We start from the raw sequence: 15,316 nt of genomic DNA on the forward strand, positions 1-15,316 counted from the left end.
CCTCATAACAGGCGAATATTTTCATAAGTCATTATTTGCCAGCGATTTATTTACAACTGATCATCATTCTCTGCACATTTTGCTTGTGTTTCTGAGTATTGTAATGATAATCACTATCATAAATATTACCTGTTTTTGCATTCGTTGACGGTGCTTTACATTTAAGGGTATTGGCATGTTTGTCCCATTTCTCATTATGTTACGCGAAGGCCTGGAGGCGGCGCTGATTGTCAGCCTGATCGCCAGCTATCTGAAACGCACCCAGCGCGGCAACTGGATTGGCGTGATGTGGATTGGCGTGATCCTCGCGGCGGCGCTGTGTCTTGGCTTAGGCATTTTTATCAACGAAACCACCGGTGAATTTCCTCAGCGTGAACAGGAGCTGTTCGAAGGGATCGTCGCGGTCATCGCGGTGGTGATCCTGACGTGGATGGTCTTCTGGATGCGCAATGTCTCACGCAACGTCAAGCAGCAGCTGGAGCAGGCCGTGGACAAGGCGCTACAGCGCGGCAATCACCATGGCTGGGCGCTGGTGATGATGGTCTTTTTCGCGGTCGCCCGTGAGGGGCTGGAGTCGGTCTTCTTTCTGCTGGCGGCATTCCAGCAGGATGTCGGCATCTGGCCGCCGCTGGGGGCGCTGCTGGGGCTGGCCACGGCTATCGTGCTGGGCTTCCTGCTCTACTGGGGCGGTATCCGTCTCAACCTCGGCGTGTTCTTCAAATGGACCAGCCTGTTTATCCTGCTGGTGGCCGCTGGCCTGGCCGCGGGGGCGATCCGCGCCTTCCACGAGGCGGGCCTGTGGAACCTGTTCCAGGAGACCGCCTTCGATCTGAGCGCTGTGCTGTCGACGCATACGCTGTTCGGCACGCTGCTGGAAGGGATCTTCGGCTACCAGGAGACGCCAAGCGTCAGCGAAGTGGCTGTTTATCTGCTTTATCTGATCCCGGCGCTGGTGCTGTTTGCGCTGCCGCCGCGAAATAATACGACTGCCTCGCGGGCTGCCTGACCGGGCGCTGCGAGCTTATAAGCGACACTCTACTTACCGAAAGGGATGATCATGATGATTCATTTTCGCCGTAATGCGCTACGGGTGACCGTGGCCGCGCTGCTCAGCTCTGCATTCGGTGCTCAGGCTGCGGATATCCCGCAGGTCAAAGTCACCGTCAACGATAAACAGTGCGAGCCGATGCAGGTGACCGTTAACGCGGGTAAAACCCAGTTTATTATTCAGAACCACAGCCAGAAAGCGCTGGAGTGGGAGATTCTGAAAGGGGTCATGGTGGTGGAAGAGCGTGAGAACATCGCGCCGGGCTTTACCCAGAAGCTCACCGCGAACCTGCAGCCGGGCGAATATGACATGACCTGCGGCCTGCTCACCAACCCGAAAGGCAAACTGATCGTCACCGGCGCCGCCACCAAAGACGCGGCGAAAGCCGATGCGGTGCTGAGCCTCGGCGAAGCGATCACCGCTTACAAAGCCTATGTGACGGCGGAAACCGCGCAGCTGGTCAGCGGCACCAAAGCCTTTACCGACGCGGTGAAAGCGGGCGATATCGAGAAAGCGAAAGCGCTGTACGCCCCGACGCGCCAGTATTACGAGCGCATCGAGCCGATCGCCGAGCTGTTCTCTGACCTTGACGGCAGCATCGACGCCCGCGAAGACGACTTCGAGAAAAAAGCGGAAGATCCGAAATTCACCGGTTTCCACCGTCTGGAAAAGGCGCTGTTTGGCGATAACAGCGTCAAGGGCATGGAAAAATATGCCGATCAGCTGAACAGCGATGTGCTGGAGCTGCAAAAACGCATCAGCGAGCTGGCGTTCCCGCCGTCAAAAGTCGTGGGCGGTGCGGCAGGATTAATTGAAGAAGTCGCGGCCAGCAAGATCAGCGGTGAAGAAGATCGCTACAGCCATACCGACCTGTGGGACTTCCAGGCCAATATTGACGGCGCGCAGAAAATTGTCGACCTGCTGCGCCCGCAGCTGCAAAAAGAGAACAGCGCGCTGCTGGCGAAAGTGGACGCCAACTTTAAGAAAGTGGACAGTATCCTCAGCAAATACCGCACCAAAGACGGTTTCGAAACTTACGATAAGCTGACCACCGCTGACCGTAATGCGCTGAAAGGGCCGATCACCACCCTGGCGGAAGATCTGGCTCAGCTGCGCGGGATCCTGGGTCTGGACTAAGTCGATGGCACAACAGAAACCACACGACGTGAACGAGCCGTCACGTCGTCGCTTACTGAAAGGGATCGGCGCGCTTGGCGGCGCGCTGGCCATCACCGGCGGCTGCCCGGTGGCGCATGCGGCAAAAGCGGAAAGTTCCCCCGGGACGCTCGCACCCGACGCGCGTCAGGAAAAACAGCCATTCTACGGCCGGCATCAGGCGGGCATTCTGACGCCGCAGCAGGCCTCGATGATGCTGGTGGCGTTCGACGTGCTGGCGTCAGATAAAGCCGACCTCGAGCGTCTGTTCCGGCTGCTGACCCAGCGTATCGCCTTTTTAACCCAGGGCGGCCCGGCGCCGGATACGCCTAATCCCCGGCTGCCGCCGATGGATTCCGGCATCTTAGGGCCGTGGATTGCCCCGGATAACCTGACCATCACCGTCTCGGTCGGCCATTCACTGTTTGATGAGCGCTTTGGTCTCGCGGATAAAGTGCCGAGAAAACTGCAGCCGATGACTCGCTTCCCCAATGATTCGCTGGATGCCGCCCTGTGCCATGGCGACCTGCTGCTGCAGATCTGCGCCAATACTCAGGATACGGTGATCCACGCCCTGCGCGATGTCATCAAACATACGCCGGATTTGCTCAGCGTGCGCTGGAAGCGGGAAGGGTTTATCTCCGATAGCGCGGCGCGCAGCAAAGGCAAAGAGACCCCCATCAACCTGCTGGGTTTCAAAGACGGCACCGCTAATCCGGCGAGCCATGACAGCGCGCTGATGGATCAGGTCGTGTGGGTAACGGCGGATCAGGACGAGCCGGCCTGGGCCGTGGGCGGCAGCTATCAGGCGGCGCGCATCATCCAGTTTCACGTCGAGTTCTGGGACCGGACGCCGCTGAAAGAGCAGCAGACGATCTTTGGCCGCGACAAACACACCGGAGCGCCGCTGGGGATGAAAAACGAGCACGATACCCCGGATTACAGCAACGATCCTGGCGGCGAGACGATCGCGCTGGATAGCCATATTCGTCTGGCCAATCCTCGCACGCCGGAAACCCAGTCCAGCCTGATGATGCGCCGCGGCTACAGCTATTCGCTGGGCGTCACTAACGCCGGGCAACTGGATATGGGGCTGTTGTTCGTTTGCTATCAGCACGATCTGGAAAAGGGTTTTCTGACGGTGCAGAAACGGCTTAACGGCGAGGCGCTGGAGGAGTACGTCAAACCCATTGGCGGGGGCTACTTCTTTGTTTTACCCGGCGTAGTGGATGACAAGCACTACCTGGGACAGACGCTGCTGCAGGCCTGATACCGACCCTGTCCGCAAGGGCAGGGCGTTTTCTGCTGTTTTTCTCATTTTTCTTATATTTCCTGCCATGTGTTATATTTCTGTAATACAAATGACCGATAGTCTCCTACACTTGCTTAAGAACTATTTGTTGCGTCATTGTGAAAAATAAGTTGCATTAAGAATCTTTTTTGATGTACTTATTACATACGCGGTAGTTCCCGGCAGTGTGACGTTTCACTATGGAGATCGCGAATGGTAAGGTCCCGTACCGGACAACGTAAAACCACAGACCGTACTCTTCAGCACGGAAGCCCCGCTTCCGGCAGCGATTTTCTCACTCTTTCTCCCTCCGCTTCGAATTATTATCACCTTGGCAGGGTACGCGGTGCGCGTAGCCGCGACTCGTTGTCAGTTCTACCGGCAAGCAATGGCTTACAAGGAAGCCAAACCTCAATCGTTCGTGCGCATAGTCGCGTCGATGTTGACGCGTGTGATGTAAACCTACAACGCAAGGTGCTATCCATGGGAAGACAAAAAGCAGTGATCAAAGCTCGTCGTGAAGCAAAACGTGTGCTGAGACGGGATTCACGCAGTCATAAGCAGCGTGAAGAAGAATCGGTCACATCGCTTGTGCAAATGAGTGGCGTAGAAGCAATTGGCATGGCGCGGGACAGCCGTGATACTTCCCCAATTGAGGCGCGCAATGAGGCTCAGGCGCATTATCTAAATGCCATCGACAATAAACAGCTGATTTTCGCCACCGGCGAAGCCGGATGCGGCAAGACCTGGATTAGTGCGGCGAAGGCAGCGGAAGCGCTGATCCATAAGGATGTGGACAGAATTATTGTTACCCGTCCCGTTCTGCAGGCCGACGAAGATCTCGGCTTCTTACCGGGAGATATCGCCGAGAAGTTCGCGCCCTATTTCCGACCGGTTTACGACGTGCTGGTCAAAAGGTTGGGGGCTTCCTTTATGCAGTACTGCCTGCGTCCGGAAATCGGCAAGGTGGAAATCGCGCCGTTCGCCTATATGCGCGGACGTACCTTTGAAAATGCGGTGGTGATTCTGGACGAGGCCCAGAACGTGACCGCAGCGCAAATGAAGATGTTTTTAACCCGCCTCGGGGAGAACGTGACGGTCATCGTCAATGGCGATATCACCCAGTGCGACTTGCCCTCTGGTGTGAGATCTGGCCTAAGTGATGCGCTGGCGCGTTTTGAGGAAGACGAGATGATCGGCATCGTGCGTTTCACCACCGATGACTGCGTGCGCTCAGCCCTCTGCCAGCGGACGCTGAAAGCCTATTATTGAGCGTCATACTGTGAGCAAGGCCCGGGCTAGCCCGGGCTTTGTTGTTTTGATCTTTGCGACAGTCTGAAGTGCGGATAAACTTTCTGTTTTGAGGGATCCATCGCTGTAGGTGATAGAATTTCTTCTCTGTAATACAAGAATATCTGCTTTGCTATACATAAGCGCCTTTCTAATAATTTCCTTCGTCTTACGCCGTTTTACTCATTTAATTGTATGGATACTTGTAAGGGAAGCACTATGGTCGTACATGGGAAAGTTATCAAGTTATTAATTACTATTTTGATGGTGGGGTTGTCATCTGCTGCTTATAGTAAAGATTATCAGGCAGGGAAAAACTTCACTGTCATTAATTCTACTGTTAAGCAACCGCCGCAGCTGGTTGAGTTTTTTTCCTTCTACTGCGGACCTTGTTATGCGTTTGCAGAGCGCATCAATGTTGATACAGCTATCAGAAAGCGCCTGCCCGCCGATATGAAACTGGAAAAATACCATGTCAGCCAGATGGGACCTTTAGGACCAGCATTAACAGAAGCATGGGCCGTAGCACAATATGCTGGGGTAGATGGCAAGGTGGAAAAGTTATTGTTTGAAGGCTTACAGGTTAAGCGTGATATTAAAACGACAGCTGATATTGTTAAGGTATTTAATCAACTTGGCATTACGTCCGAGAAATATGCCGAAATGCAAAGTAATTTTATGGTAAAAGCTTTAATTGCCAGACAGGACAATCTGGTCGAAAAAATGAAAGTAAGTGGTACGCCTTCTTTTTATGTTTCAGGGAAATATCATATTAACAATGCATCACTCGCGCAAGATGACTATGATACCTATGCAGAGGATATGGCGAATCTGGTTTTATTTTTGCTTAACAAATCCCAGTGACGTGAAGTGAGATAGTTTCATTCGGATTGTCTTTTTCGTTCTGTCCAGGTGGTTGCGCCAGTTGTCGAACCCCGGTCGGGGGTTCTCATCCCCCCCGGCGGGTGCCACATGCGAAAAAAAAGCCCGTACTTGCGTACGAGCTCTTCTTAAAATATGGCGGTGAGGGGGGGATTGACTCGCTTCGCTCGCCCCTGTGGGGCAGCCCGCTCGCAGGCTCGCGGTCTGTCCAACTGGCGTTGCCAGTTGTCGAACCCCGGTCGGGGGTTCTCATCCCCCCCAGCGGAGAATATAAAAGAAAAGAGCCCGTACTTGCGTACAGGCCCTCATCTTGAATATGGCGGTGAGGGGGGATTGACTCGCTTCGCTCGCCCCTGCGGGGCAGCCCGCTCGCGGGCTCACGGTCTGTCCAACTGGCTGCGCCAGTTGTCGAACCCCGGTCGGGGGTTCTCATCCCCCCCGTGGAGAATATAAAAGAAAAGAGCCCGTACTTGCGTACAGGCTCTCATCTCGAATATGGCGGTGAGGGGGGGATTGACTCGCTTCGCTCGCCCCTGCGGGGCAGCCCGCTCGCAGGCTCGCGGTCTGTCCAACTGGCGTTGCCAGTTGTCGAACCCCGGTCGGGGGTTCTCATCCCCCCCGGCGGAGAATATAAAAGAAAAGAGCCCGTACTTGCGTACAGGCTCTCATCTTGAATATGGCGGTGAGGGGGGGATTCGAACCCCCGATACGTTGCCGTATACACACTTTCCAGGCGTGCTCCTTCAGCCACTCGGACACCTCACCATATTGTCTTGCTGCTCACCTTGGGTGGGCAACGGGGCGCTACTATAGGGAGTTGCGTTTAAACGGTCAAGCATAATTTCTTCTTTCTTTACCGACCGCTCACGCAATGAACAACGCCCCGCTGCGACGTAGCGGGGCAGGCGTTTTAGCGCTGGGAATCAAGCTGTTCGTTATTCTTCACGACGTCCTGCGCTTTGCTGTAGCTTTCGATCAGCAGCTGGTAGGCCGGGAAGACTTTGGTGTACACCTCCGCCCATTCTGCGGCGTCCGGGCGATTCCAGGTACGCTGCAGCTCAGAGGCGACGGCGGCGGTATCCATCGGCACTACGCCGGCCTGTACCACGCGAGCCAGGGTGATCTCCTGCGCCATTTTGCTGTAGGTGCCGGAAGCGTCAATCACGGCAAACACTTTATAACCGTCGGCGACGGCGGCAATCGCCGGGAAGGCCATGCAGACGCTGGTGATGGTCCCGGCGATAATCAGCGTTTTGCGACCGGTCGCTTTCACCGCGGCGACGAATTCCGGGTTATCCCAGGCGTTGATCTCGCCTTTACGGGCGATGTATTTCGCATGCGGCGCGTTCTCATGAATCTCCGGGATCAGCGGACCGTTCGGCCCCTGCGGCACGGAAGCGGTGGTGATCACCGGGATCCCGGCAAGCGAGGCCATCTTCGCCAGCGCGGCGGCGCGAGCGCGCAGCTCTGGCATCGGCATATCGCCGACGGTCTGGAACAGGCCGCTCTGGTGGTCAATCAACAGCATGGCGGTATCGTTGACATCAATCACCGGACGAGCACCGTTAAAGTTAGCGGGAGTAGACATAGTATTCACCTCAATGAGTTAGATTTGGCCAAAGCGGCCGCTGTTAAAATCGCGAACGGCTTCTGCGATCTGTGTTTTGTTATTCATGACAAAGGGGCCATAGCCCACAATCGGCTCCTGCAGCGGTTCGCCGGCCATCAGCAGAACTTTTGCCTGGGCGGTCGCCTCCAGGTGCAGTGCGTCTCCTGCCTGGCTCAGGACGGCGAGCTGGCCTTCGCGGGCGGATTCGGAACCGTTGATGATCACTTCCCCTTCCAGTACCACCAGCGCAGTACTCCAGCCTTCCGGCTGGCGCAGCGTGAGGTCGTGCCCCTGATTCAGCTGCAGATCCCACACGTTAAGCGGTGAGAAGGTATGGGCCGGGCCGCTGACGTCGTCATACTGGCCGGCAATAACCCGAACCTGTCCGGCGCCATTCACCAGCGCGGCGGTGGGGATTGTCCCGGCGGTAATGCTCTGGTAGCCGGGGGCCGTCATTTTGTCTTTGGCGGGCAGGTTGACCCACAGCTGGATCATCTTCAGCTCGCCGCCGCTGCGGGTGAAGGCCTCCGAGTGGAACTCTTCGTGCAGGATCCCGGCGCCGGCCGTCATCCATTGCACGTCGCCTGGGCCGATCACCCCGCCGCGTCCGGTGGAGTCACGATGCTCTACTTCACCGGCGTAGACGATAGTGACGGTTTCGAATCCGCGATGCGGATGCTCACCGACGCCGCGTTTATCGCTGCCTGCCGGGAAGGTGTACGGCCCGGCATAGTCGAGCAGTAAGAAGGGGCTCAACTGCTGGCCGTGCGTCTGATAGGAAAACATCGAACGAACCGGGAAGCCGTCGCCTACCCAATGCTGTGCAGGCGCGGTGTAGACTCCTGTAATCTGTTTCATGGCTTTCTCCTGTGTATCGGTATCTGATGTGAATAAGCTTATATCCGGGACGACGTGTGCGGTAGTAAGCAAAAATGACTTATACTGTTCCAAAAATGGAACAATGGAGGAAGGATGCAGGATCTCAATGACTTCGCTTGGTTTGTCCAGGTCGTGGACCATGGCGGTTTCGCCGCGGCGGGGCGAGCGCTTGACCAGCCGAAATCCAAGCTCAGCCGCCGTATTGCGCAACTCGAGGAGCGGTTGGGCGTGCGTTTGATTCAGCGAACCACTCGCCAGTTCGCGGTCACCGAGGTCGGGCAGACCTTTTACCAGCATTGCAAAGCGATGCTGATTGAGGCCGAGGCGGCGCAGCAGGCGGTCGACACGCTGCGCGCCGAGCCGCGCGGCAGCGTCAGGATCACCTGTCCGGTCACCTTGCTGCATGTCCATATCGGACCGATGCTGGCGCGATTTATGGCGCGCTATCCCGGGGTAACATTGCATCTTGAGGCGACCAACCGCCGGGTGGATGTGGTCGGTGAGGGCATTGATGTGGCGATCCGCGTCCGTCCCCGGCCAATCGAGGACAGCGACCTGGTGATGCGCGTGCTGGCGGACCGCGGGCACCGGCTGGTGGCCAGTTCGCAGCTGATTTCCCGGCTCGGACGCCCGCAGGCGCCGTCTGAGCTGAGCGACTGGCCGGGGCTCAGCCTGGGGGCGAACAAGCATCAGCATAAATGGCAGCTTACCGGGCCTGAAGGGGCAAGGGCGGAGGTGTATTTCACGCCGCGAATGGTGACCACCGATATGCTGGCGCTGCGCGAGGCGGCGATAGCCGGCGTGGGGGTGGTGCAGCTTCCTTTATTGATGGTGCGCGATCAGCTGGCGTCAGGGGAGTTAGAGGTGGTACTGGATGAGTGGCAGCCGCGGCGGGAAGTGATCCATGCGGTATTTGCCTCCCGGCGCGGGCTGCTGCCCTCCGTTAGAGCGCTGGTGGATTACCTCAGCGAAGAGTATCAACGAATGGAGGAGGATTAGCTTCGGGATTCGCTTTTCCCGGGGGGCGTCCCCCCCAGCGGAGAATATAAAAGAAAAGAGCCCGTACTTGCGTACAGGCTCTCATCTCGAATATGGCGGTGAGGGGGGGATTGACTCGCTTCGCTCGCCCCTGCGGGGCAGCCCGCTCGCAGGCTCGCGGTCTGTCCAACTGGCGTTGCCAGTTGTCGAACCCCGGTCGGGGGTTCTCATCCCCCCCGGCGGGAGCCACATGCGAAAAAAAGCCCGTACTTGCGTACGAGCTCTTCTTAAAATATGGCGGTGAGGGGGGGATTCGAACCCCCGATACGTTGCCGTATACACACTTTCCAGGCGTGCTCCTTCAGCCACTCGGACACCTCACCATATTGTCTTTCCCGTTGTTGTCGGGAACGGGCGCTAATGTAGGGAAATACGTATCGCCCGTCAATCAACTTTTTGCAAAATCAGCGCGTTTAGACAAACTTCGAACAACTTGCTCCTTAAACGTGCGAAATCCGTTTTTTTTGTCGCCACTCCCTTTTCACTTTGCGACAAGGGGAAATTTGCTATGCTGGCAAACCAATAGAAAACAATGAGTAAAATAAGACGCCAGCATTAACCTGCCCCGGGCGTTTGCTATCAGGAGCCCCTATGGAGATTATTTTTTACCATCCGACCTTTGATACCCAATACTGGATCCGAGAGCTGGAAAAGCAGTTACCCGGCGCGCGAGTGCGCGAATGGAAAGCGGGCGATAACCAGCCGGCGGACTATGCCCTGGTCTGGCATCCACCGGTAGAGATGCTGCAGGGCAGGGCGCTGAAGGCCGTGTTCGCCCTTGGGGCGGGGGTGGATTCGATCCTCAGTAAGCTGCGCGATCATCCGGATATGCTGCCCCTGTCGATCCCGCTGTTTCGTCTTGAAGATACCGGCATGGGACGGCAGATGCAGGAGTATGCGGTGAGCCAGGTTCTGCACTGGTTCCGCCGGTTCGATGACTATCAGGCGCAGAAGCTGGCGTCCCGCTGGCAGCCGTTGCCTGAGTATCTTGCCGACGATTTCACCGTCGGGATTATGGGCGCCGGCGTGCTGGGGGCGAAGGTGGCGGAAAGCCTGCAACCCTGGGGATTCCCGCTTCGCGTCTGGAGCCGTAGCCGCAAAGCCTGGCCACAGGTGCAGAGCTTTGCCGGCCAGGCCGAGCTGGGCACATTCCTGCAGGGGACCCGCGTGCTGATCAACCTGCTGCCGAACACCGCTGAAACCGTCGGCATTATTAACCAGACGCTGCTGGCGCAGCTGCCGGATGAGAGCTATGTCCTAAACCTTGCCCGCGGCGTGCATGTCGTTGAAGAAGATCTGCTGGCGGCGCTGAACAGCGGTAAGCTCAAAGGGGCAATGCTCGATGTCTTCAGTCGCGAACCGTTGCCCCAGGAGAGCCCGCTTTGGGCGCACCCGCGGGTGGCCATGACTCCCCACGTGGCGGCAGTCACCCGCCCGATAGAGGCCATTGCCTACATCGCCGGGACCATTAGCCGCCTGGAGCGAGGGGAACCGGTTAGCGGTCAGGTCGATCGTCAGCGCGGTTATTAAGGTAAGCAAACCCCGCCACGGCGGGGTTTTTGCTAATCAAGCGCCCGGATTCCTGCTATTCTTGCGGCAAACAGAAGAGGAGAATGTGATGTATCCCGTTGACCTGCACATGCATACCGTCGCCAGCACCCACGCCTACAGCACCCTGCACGATTATATTGCGGAAGCAAAGCGTAAAGGGATCAAACTCTTCGCCATTACCGATCACGGCCCGGACATGGCGGATGCTCCGCACTACTGGCATTTCGTTAATATGCGCATCTGGCCCCGTCTGGTGGACGGTGTGGGGATCCTGCGCGGAATTGAGTCGAATATTAAAAATATCGAAGGCGAGATCGACTGTTCCGGGCCGATGTTGACGTCGCTCGATCTGATCATCGCCGGATTCCACGAGCCGGTGTTTCCGCCGCAGGATAGCGCCACCCATACGCAGGCGATGATTGCCGCGATGGCCAGCGGTAAAGTGCATATGATTAGCCATCCGGGTAATCCGAAATTCCCGGTGGATATCCCGGCCATTGCCGAAGCGGCGGCCCATTACCAGGTGGCGCTGGAGATCAATAACTCCTCTTTCGTTTCATCGCGCGTGGGCAGTGAAGATAACTGCCGGGCCATCGCCGCCGCGGTGCGCGACGCCGGAGGGTGGGTGGCGCTGGGCTCGGACTCTCACACTGCGTTTACCCTCGGAGAGTTTACCGAATGCCGCAAGATCCTCGATGCTGTCGATTTCCCGGAGGAGAGGATCCTCAACGTTTCTCCGCGTCGCCTGCTCGACTTCCTCGAGTCGTGTGGTATGCCGGCGATCCCGGAATTTGCTGACCTTTAATTTGTATAACTGGAATAACTGAATGAACGAGTTTTCAATCCTCTGCCGCGTGCTGGGTTCGCTGTATTACCGTCAACCGCAGGACCCGCTGCTGGTGCCGCTGTTTACCCTGATCCGCGAGGGCAAACTGGCCGCCAGCTGGCCGCTGGAACAGGACGAGCTGCTGGCGCGTCTACAGAAAAGCTGTGAAATGCAGTCCCTGGCGACGGACTATAATGCGCTGTTCGTCGGTGAAGCCTGCAGCGTCCCGCCGTACCGCAGCGCGTGGGTGGAGGGTTCCTCGGAAGCGGAGGTCCGGGCTTTTCTGAGCGAGCATGGCATCCCGACGGGAGAAGGTCCGGCGGATCATCTCGGATCGCTGCTGCTGGCCGCCTCCTGGCTGGAGGATCATGCCACAGAAGAGCAGAGCGAGACGCTGGAGCGCCTGTTTGCCGACTATATCCTGCCGTGGTGCGGGACAATGCTGGGGAAAGTCGAAGCGCATGCGCACACAGCGTTCTGGCGCACGATGGCGCCGTTGACCCGCGACGCCATCGCCGCGATGTGGGACGAGCTTCAGGAAGAAGATGAGCAATAAAATGTGATTTAAGTCACTATTTTAATGTAACTGAAATTAGGTTCATTCATATAGTGTGTTTTAGATCGCATTCTTCCGGCGCGTATCTGCTAGGATACGCGCCATGAACATACTCTTCGCAATCGCATTAACGACGGGCATTCTCTCCGGGATTTGGGGATGGGTGGCGGTCGCCCTCGGCCTGCTGAGCTGGGCCGGTTTCCTCGGCTGTACCGCCTATTTCGCCTGCCCGCAGGGCGGTCTGAAAGGTCTGGCCATCTCCTCCTGTACGGTAATGAGCGGCGTGGTCTGGGCGTTGGTGATTATCCACGGTAGCGCGCTGGCCCCGCAGCTGCAGATCCTCAGCTATATGATGACCGGCGTCGTGGCCTTTCTGATGTGCATCCAGGCGCGACAGACGTTGCTGTCGTTTGTCCCCGGCACCTTTATCGGCGCCTGCGCGACCTTCGCGGCAGACGGCGACTGGCGTCTGGTTATCCCTTCTCTGGCGCTGGGCCTGGTCTTTGGCTATGCCATGAAAAATAGTGGCCTGTGGCTGGCGGCCCGTGCGGATAAGCATAAATCGTTCGCCAATGACAACGCCTGAGCGGCGGGACGATAATAGCAACAGGACCCTCAGGGTCCTGTTTTTTTTACCTTCTTGTCGCCGGCGCGGCGGGATAATCTTGCTCCCGGGGGCGGGTATGCCCTAGTATCGGCAGAAAGCCGTATCTACGCGCTATGCCGACAGGAGGAGAAATGGCTGTTCAACCTGAAGTAATTCTCGGCGATATTACGACGCTTGATGTCGATGTGATTGTGAATGCGGCAAACCCCTCGCTGCTGGGCGGTGGCGGGGTGGATGGCGCGATCCACCGGGCGGCCGGTCCCGCGCTGCTGGCGGCCTGCAAGCAAGTGTTGCAGCAGCAGGGCGAATGTCCCCCTGGTCATGCGGTGATCACGATGGCGGGCGATCTTCCCGCCAGCGCGGTGATCCACACCGTGGGCCCGGTCTGGCACGGCGGCGACCGCATGGAGGCGCAAACCCTGGCCGATGCCTACAAAAACAGCCTGCAGCTGGCGGCGGCAAACAATTATCGCTCCATTGCGTTTCCGGCGATCAGCACCGGCGTGTATGGCTATCCGAAAGAGGAAGCGGCGGCGATCGCCGTGCGCACTGTGACCGCGTTTCTCACCCGCTATAACCCGCTTGAACGGGTCCTGTTCGTCTGTTTCGACGAGGAAACGGCGGCAATCTATCGTCGCCTGCTGGCGGCATACCCCTGATTCCGCAGAATAGGCTATGATAACCGCCGGTATTGACAGGAATGATGGATTGCAGGAGGGAGCAGGTGTCGGAAGGAAAAGTACAGCAGAAGCAGCAGGCGCGCCGCGCGGAGATCGTTGCCGCTGCGCAAAGATGTTTTGCGACAAAGGGATTGCATGGCGCCTCTGTCGCTGATATCGCCCGCGAGGCGGGCCTGAGCGTCGGTCAGCTGTATCGCATTTTTGCCAGCAAGGAAGCGATCATCGAAGCGATTGTCAGCGAAATCGTCAACGCCAGGGTCGGGGAGATGATCGATGAGAACCACAATCTGGCGCGCAAAGCGGCGGTGCTGGCCGGCAGGATCCCGACTTCGGCAGCCACCAAAAGCGACAATTATCTGTTGATGGAAATCAATGCCGAAGCCTCGCGTAACCCACGCTTGCGCGAAATCCTGGTGCAGGCCGATCGGAGGTTGAAAGAGGAGGGCGGCCGTTTGTCGCAGCGCTATCATCCCGGTCTCAGCGATGCGCGACGCAATGCTGCTTCAGAGCTCATCGCCGTTCTGACGGAGGGGGCAGCCTACCGCTGTGAGCTGAGCGCCTCCACTCCGGTCGATAAAGCGGATTTAGAAGCCCTGTATAATATGATCTTCGATCGGCTGTTTGATGAGCAAGCGTAGCGCGGCACGCCTGGCGTGCCGCAAAGGCTAAAGGTTAGCTGGCCGAGGCCGGGGTTTTTGCCGGTTTGCTCATGGGTTTACCGGAGAACAGGAAACGCAGCAGCGGAATACGCAGATGAATTTCATACAGGATCAGGGCAATCCCCACCACAAAAACCAACCCGCCAATAAAGCCTAAGGTATTCGACTTAATGGCCGGGGTGATCCACGCCCCGTACAGCAGCGTCAGCGGATGGTGCACCAGGTAAATGAACAGCGAAGCATTGACGAAGTAGGTCACCCGCGCCGACTGGAAATTCAGCAGGCGATGGCCGAGCGAGAAGATCACATTCACCATCCACAGCCCCAGCACCATGGTGATCACCGATTCCGTTTCATACATCCAACCGTCGCCAGATCCATACTGCTGGTTCAGGCGGTAAGCGATGAATCCCAGCAGTGACGCCACGCAACACCATGGCGACGGGGTGGTGAACATCGCCTTTAAGCGCGGGTTAATAAAGGTCTGCGCCCCCAGCACAAAGAAGGGCAGATAGAACAGCGTCTGCATCACCACAAAGTTAAACAGACCATTGCTCAGCAGGGGCGGGTAGATCACGAATAATGACCGACGGATCAGCGCGTAAAGCACCCCCAGCGCGAGGAAAATCATCGTCAGCTGGCCCATGGTGACAGTGTCACCGAATGCGTGAGCGCCCGGAGTCGGGCGGCGCGTCAGCCATTTAAACAGCACCACCCCCAGCGAGGTCAGCACCACCAGGACCAGCAAAAACCAGAGGTGGGAAATGAGCTCCCACGCCAGGGTGTTGAATTTGTCGTACCCCGAAAGGGTGTGCCAGTTTTCCGCCTTGCCGTTGACGTACTGCAGCATAATAAACTGCGGCAGCGTCAGCAGCGGGATGGCGGTGAGCATCGGAATACCGACCCGTTCGACGCGCACTTTCCACCACTTTTTCAGCGGGTAGCGCAGGAACAGCATGTAGGAGAAATAGCCGGAGATCACGAAGAAGACCTGCATGCGGAAGGCATGAATGAAATCATTAAACAACGTCAGCCACCACGAGGGCTCTGCGCTGTTGACATGCCAGCTATGGCTGGAATAAATCAGCGAAATGTGAAAAGGGATCCCCAGCAGCATCAGCCAGGCGCGGATGCTGTCGAAAAAATATTCACGCTGTACCGGAGTATTATTCATACGATTCACGACAATCTCAGATAATTCGTCTTATCACTCAAGATGATAACGCTTACATTATCAGCAACCCT

At 57.2% G+C, this 15,316-nt stretch carries 15 protein-coding genes, 2 tRNA genes and 2 other RNA genes; 12 read left to right on the forward strand and 7 right to left on the reverse strand.

Annotation, left to right across the window (positions count from 1 at the left end; translation table 11 throughout):
• Positions 1–175 precede the first annotated feature (175 nt).
• From efeU to ACOI6Z_RS15535, 5 genes are all read left to right on the forward strand, one after another.
• Entirely contained in the window at positions 176–1,006 is an 831-nt protein-coding gene (gene efeU / locus ACOI6Z_RS15515) for an iron uptake transporter permease EfeU (protein ID WP_032452417.1), read from the forward strand.
• A gap of 51 nt (positions 1,007–1,057) precedes the next feature.
• Positions 1,058–2,185 (forward strand): iron uptake system protein EfeO, encoded by a 1,128-nt coding sequence (efeO, locus tag ACOI6Z_RS15520; RefSeq protein WP_049013715.1) that lies wholly within the window; start codon positions 1,058–1,060, stop codon positions 2,183–2,185.
• A gap of 4 nt (positions 2,186–2,189) precedes the next feature.
• Positions 2,190–3,473 (forward strand): iron uptake transporter deferrochelatase/peroxidase subunit, encoded by a 1,284-nt coding sequence (gene efeB / locus ACOI6Z_RS15525; RefSeq protein WP_065812121.1) that lies wholly within the window; start codon positions 2,190–2,192, stop codon positions 3,471–3,473.
• Between the two features lie 504 nt (positions 3,474–3,977).
• Complete coding sequence (gene phoH / locus ACOI6Z_RS15530; protein WP_002898923.1) at positions 3,978–4,766, forward strand: phosphate starvation-inducible protein PhoH; 789 nt, start codon at positions 3,978–3,980, stop codon at positions 4,764–4,766.
• 237 nt (positions 4,767–5,003) lie between these two features.
• Positions 5,004–5,648 carry a DsbA family protein gene (locus ACOI6Z_RS15535; protein WP_023289109.1) on the forward strand — a complete coding sequence of 215 codons (645 nt, stop codon included), beginning with the start codon at positions 5,004–5,006 and terminating at the stop codon, positions 5,646–5,648.
• A gap of 335 nt (positions 5,649–5,983) precedes the next feature.
• On the opposite strand, the gene ACOI6Z_RS15540 is transcribed toward ACOI6Z_RS15535, so the two are convergent.
• The 5 genes from ACOI6Z_RS15540 to ACOI6Z_RS15560 all read right to left on the reverse strand — a co-directional run bounded on the left by ACOI6Z_RS15540 (position 5,984) and on the right by ACOI6Z_RS15560 (position 8,133).
• Positions 5,984–6,120, reverse strand: a non-coding RNA gene (locus ACOI6Z_RS15540) — RtT sRNA.
• Positions 6,121–6,162: 42 nt separating this feature from the next.
• A non-coding RNA gene (locus tag ACOI6Z_RS15545) (RtT sRNA) lies at positions 6,163–6,300 on the reverse strand.
• 43 nt (positions 6,301–6,343) lie between these two features.
• Positions 6,344–6,431 (reverse strand) — tRNA-Ser (locus tag ACOI6Z_RS15550).
• Between the two features lie 145 nt (positions 6,432–6,576).
• On the reverse strand, positions 6,577–7,254 hold the full coding sequence (locus tag ACOI6Z_RS15555; RefSeq protein WP_002898927.1) for an isochorismatase family protein: 678 nt from the start codon (positions 7,252–7,254) through the stop codon (positions 6,577–6,579).
• 18 nt (positions 7,255–7,272) lie between these two features.
• Positions 7,273–8,133, reverse strand: coding sequence for a pirin family protein (locus tag ACOI6Z_RS15560; RefSeq protein WP_065812120.1), 861 nt, complete (start codon positions 8,131–8,133; stop codon positions 7,273–7,275).
• 114 nt (positions 8,134–8,247) lie between these two features.
• On the opposite strand from ACOI6Z_RS15560, the gene ACOI6Z_RS15565 reads away from it, so the two are divergent.
• Positions 8,248–9,153, forward strand: a complete 906-nt coding sequence (locus ACOI6Z_RS15565) for a LysR family transcriptional regulator (protein ID WP_023289111.1) — start codon at positions 8,248–8,250, stop codon at positions 9,151–9,153.
• 274 nt (positions 9,154–9,427) lie between these two features.
• Here the strand turns inward: ACOI6Z_RS15565 and ACOI6Z_RS15570 are convergent.
• Positions 9,428–9,515 (reverse strand) — tRNA-Ser (locus ACOI6Z_RS15570).
• Between the two features lie 268 nt (positions 9,516–9,783).
• Between ACOI6Z_RS15570 and ghrA the strand changes: the two genes are divergently transcribed.
• The 6 genes from ghrA to ACOI6Z_RS15600 all read left to right on the forward strand — a co-directional run bounded on the left by ghrA (position 9,784) and on the right by ACOI6Z_RS15600 (position 14,050).
• The gene (gene ghrA, locus ACOI6Z_RS15575; protein ID WP_110243584.1) at positions 9,784–10,722 is read left to right on the forward strand and encodes a glyoxylate/hydroxypyruvate reductase GhrA; all 939 of its coding nucleotides are present in this window, start codon (positions 9,784–9,786) and stop codon (positions 10,720–10,722) included.
• 88 nt (positions 10,723–10,810) lie between these two features.
• Positions 10,811–11,548, forward strand: coding sequence for a phosphatase (locus ACOI6Z_RS15580; protein ID WP_065812118.1), 738 nt, complete (start codon positions 10,811–10,813; stop codon positions 11,546–11,548).
• 22 nt (positions 11,549–11,570) lie between these two features.
• Positions 11,571–12,125: a TorD/DmsD family molecular chaperone gene (locus ACOI6Z_RS15585; RefSeq protein WP_023289113.1), complete on the forward strand. Its 555-nt coding sequence runs from the start codon at positions 11,571–11,573 to the stop codon at positions 12,123–12,125.
• A 103-nt stretch (positions 12,126–12,228) separates the two neighbouring features.
• Positions 12,229–12,711 (forward strand): DUF1097 domain-containing protein, encoded by a 483-nt coding sequence (locus tag ACOI6Z_RS15590; RefSeq protein WP_044522057.1) that lies wholly within the window; start codon positions 12,229–12,231, stop codon positions 12,709–12,711.
• A gap of 152 nt (positions 12,712–12,863) precedes the next feature.
• Positions 12,864–13,391: an O-acetyl-ADP-ribose deacetylase gene (gene ymdB, locus ACOI6Z_RS15595; RefSeq protein WP_023289115.1), complete on the forward strand. Its 528-nt coding sequence runs from the start codon at positions 12,864–12,866 to the stop codon at positions 13,389–13,391.
• 65 nt (positions 13,392–13,456) lie between these two features.
• Positions 13,457–14,050, forward strand: coding sequence for a TetR/AcrR family transcriptional regulator (locus tag ACOI6Z_RS15600; RefSeq protein WP_044522059.1), 594 nt, complete (start codon positions 13,457–13,459; stop codon positions 14,048–14,050).
• Between the two features lie 34 nt (positions 14,051–14,084).
• Here the strand turns inward: ACOI6Z_RS15600 and mdoC are convergent, their stop codons facing one another.
• A complete protein-coding gene (gene mdoC / locus ACOI6Z_RS15605; RefSeq protein ID WP_065812117.1) occupies positions 14,085–15,245 on the reverse strand; it encodes a glucans biosynthesis protein MdoC in 1,161 nt (386 codons plus the stop codon).
• Positions 15,246–15,316 lie beyond the last annotated feature (71 nt).

The organism is Klebsiella sp. C239 (assembly GCF_048822715.1).
GTDB classification, from domain to species: domain Bacteria; phylum Pseudomonadota; class Gammaproteobacteria; order Enterobacterales; family Enterobacteriaceae; genus Klebsiella; species Klebsiella quasipneumoniae.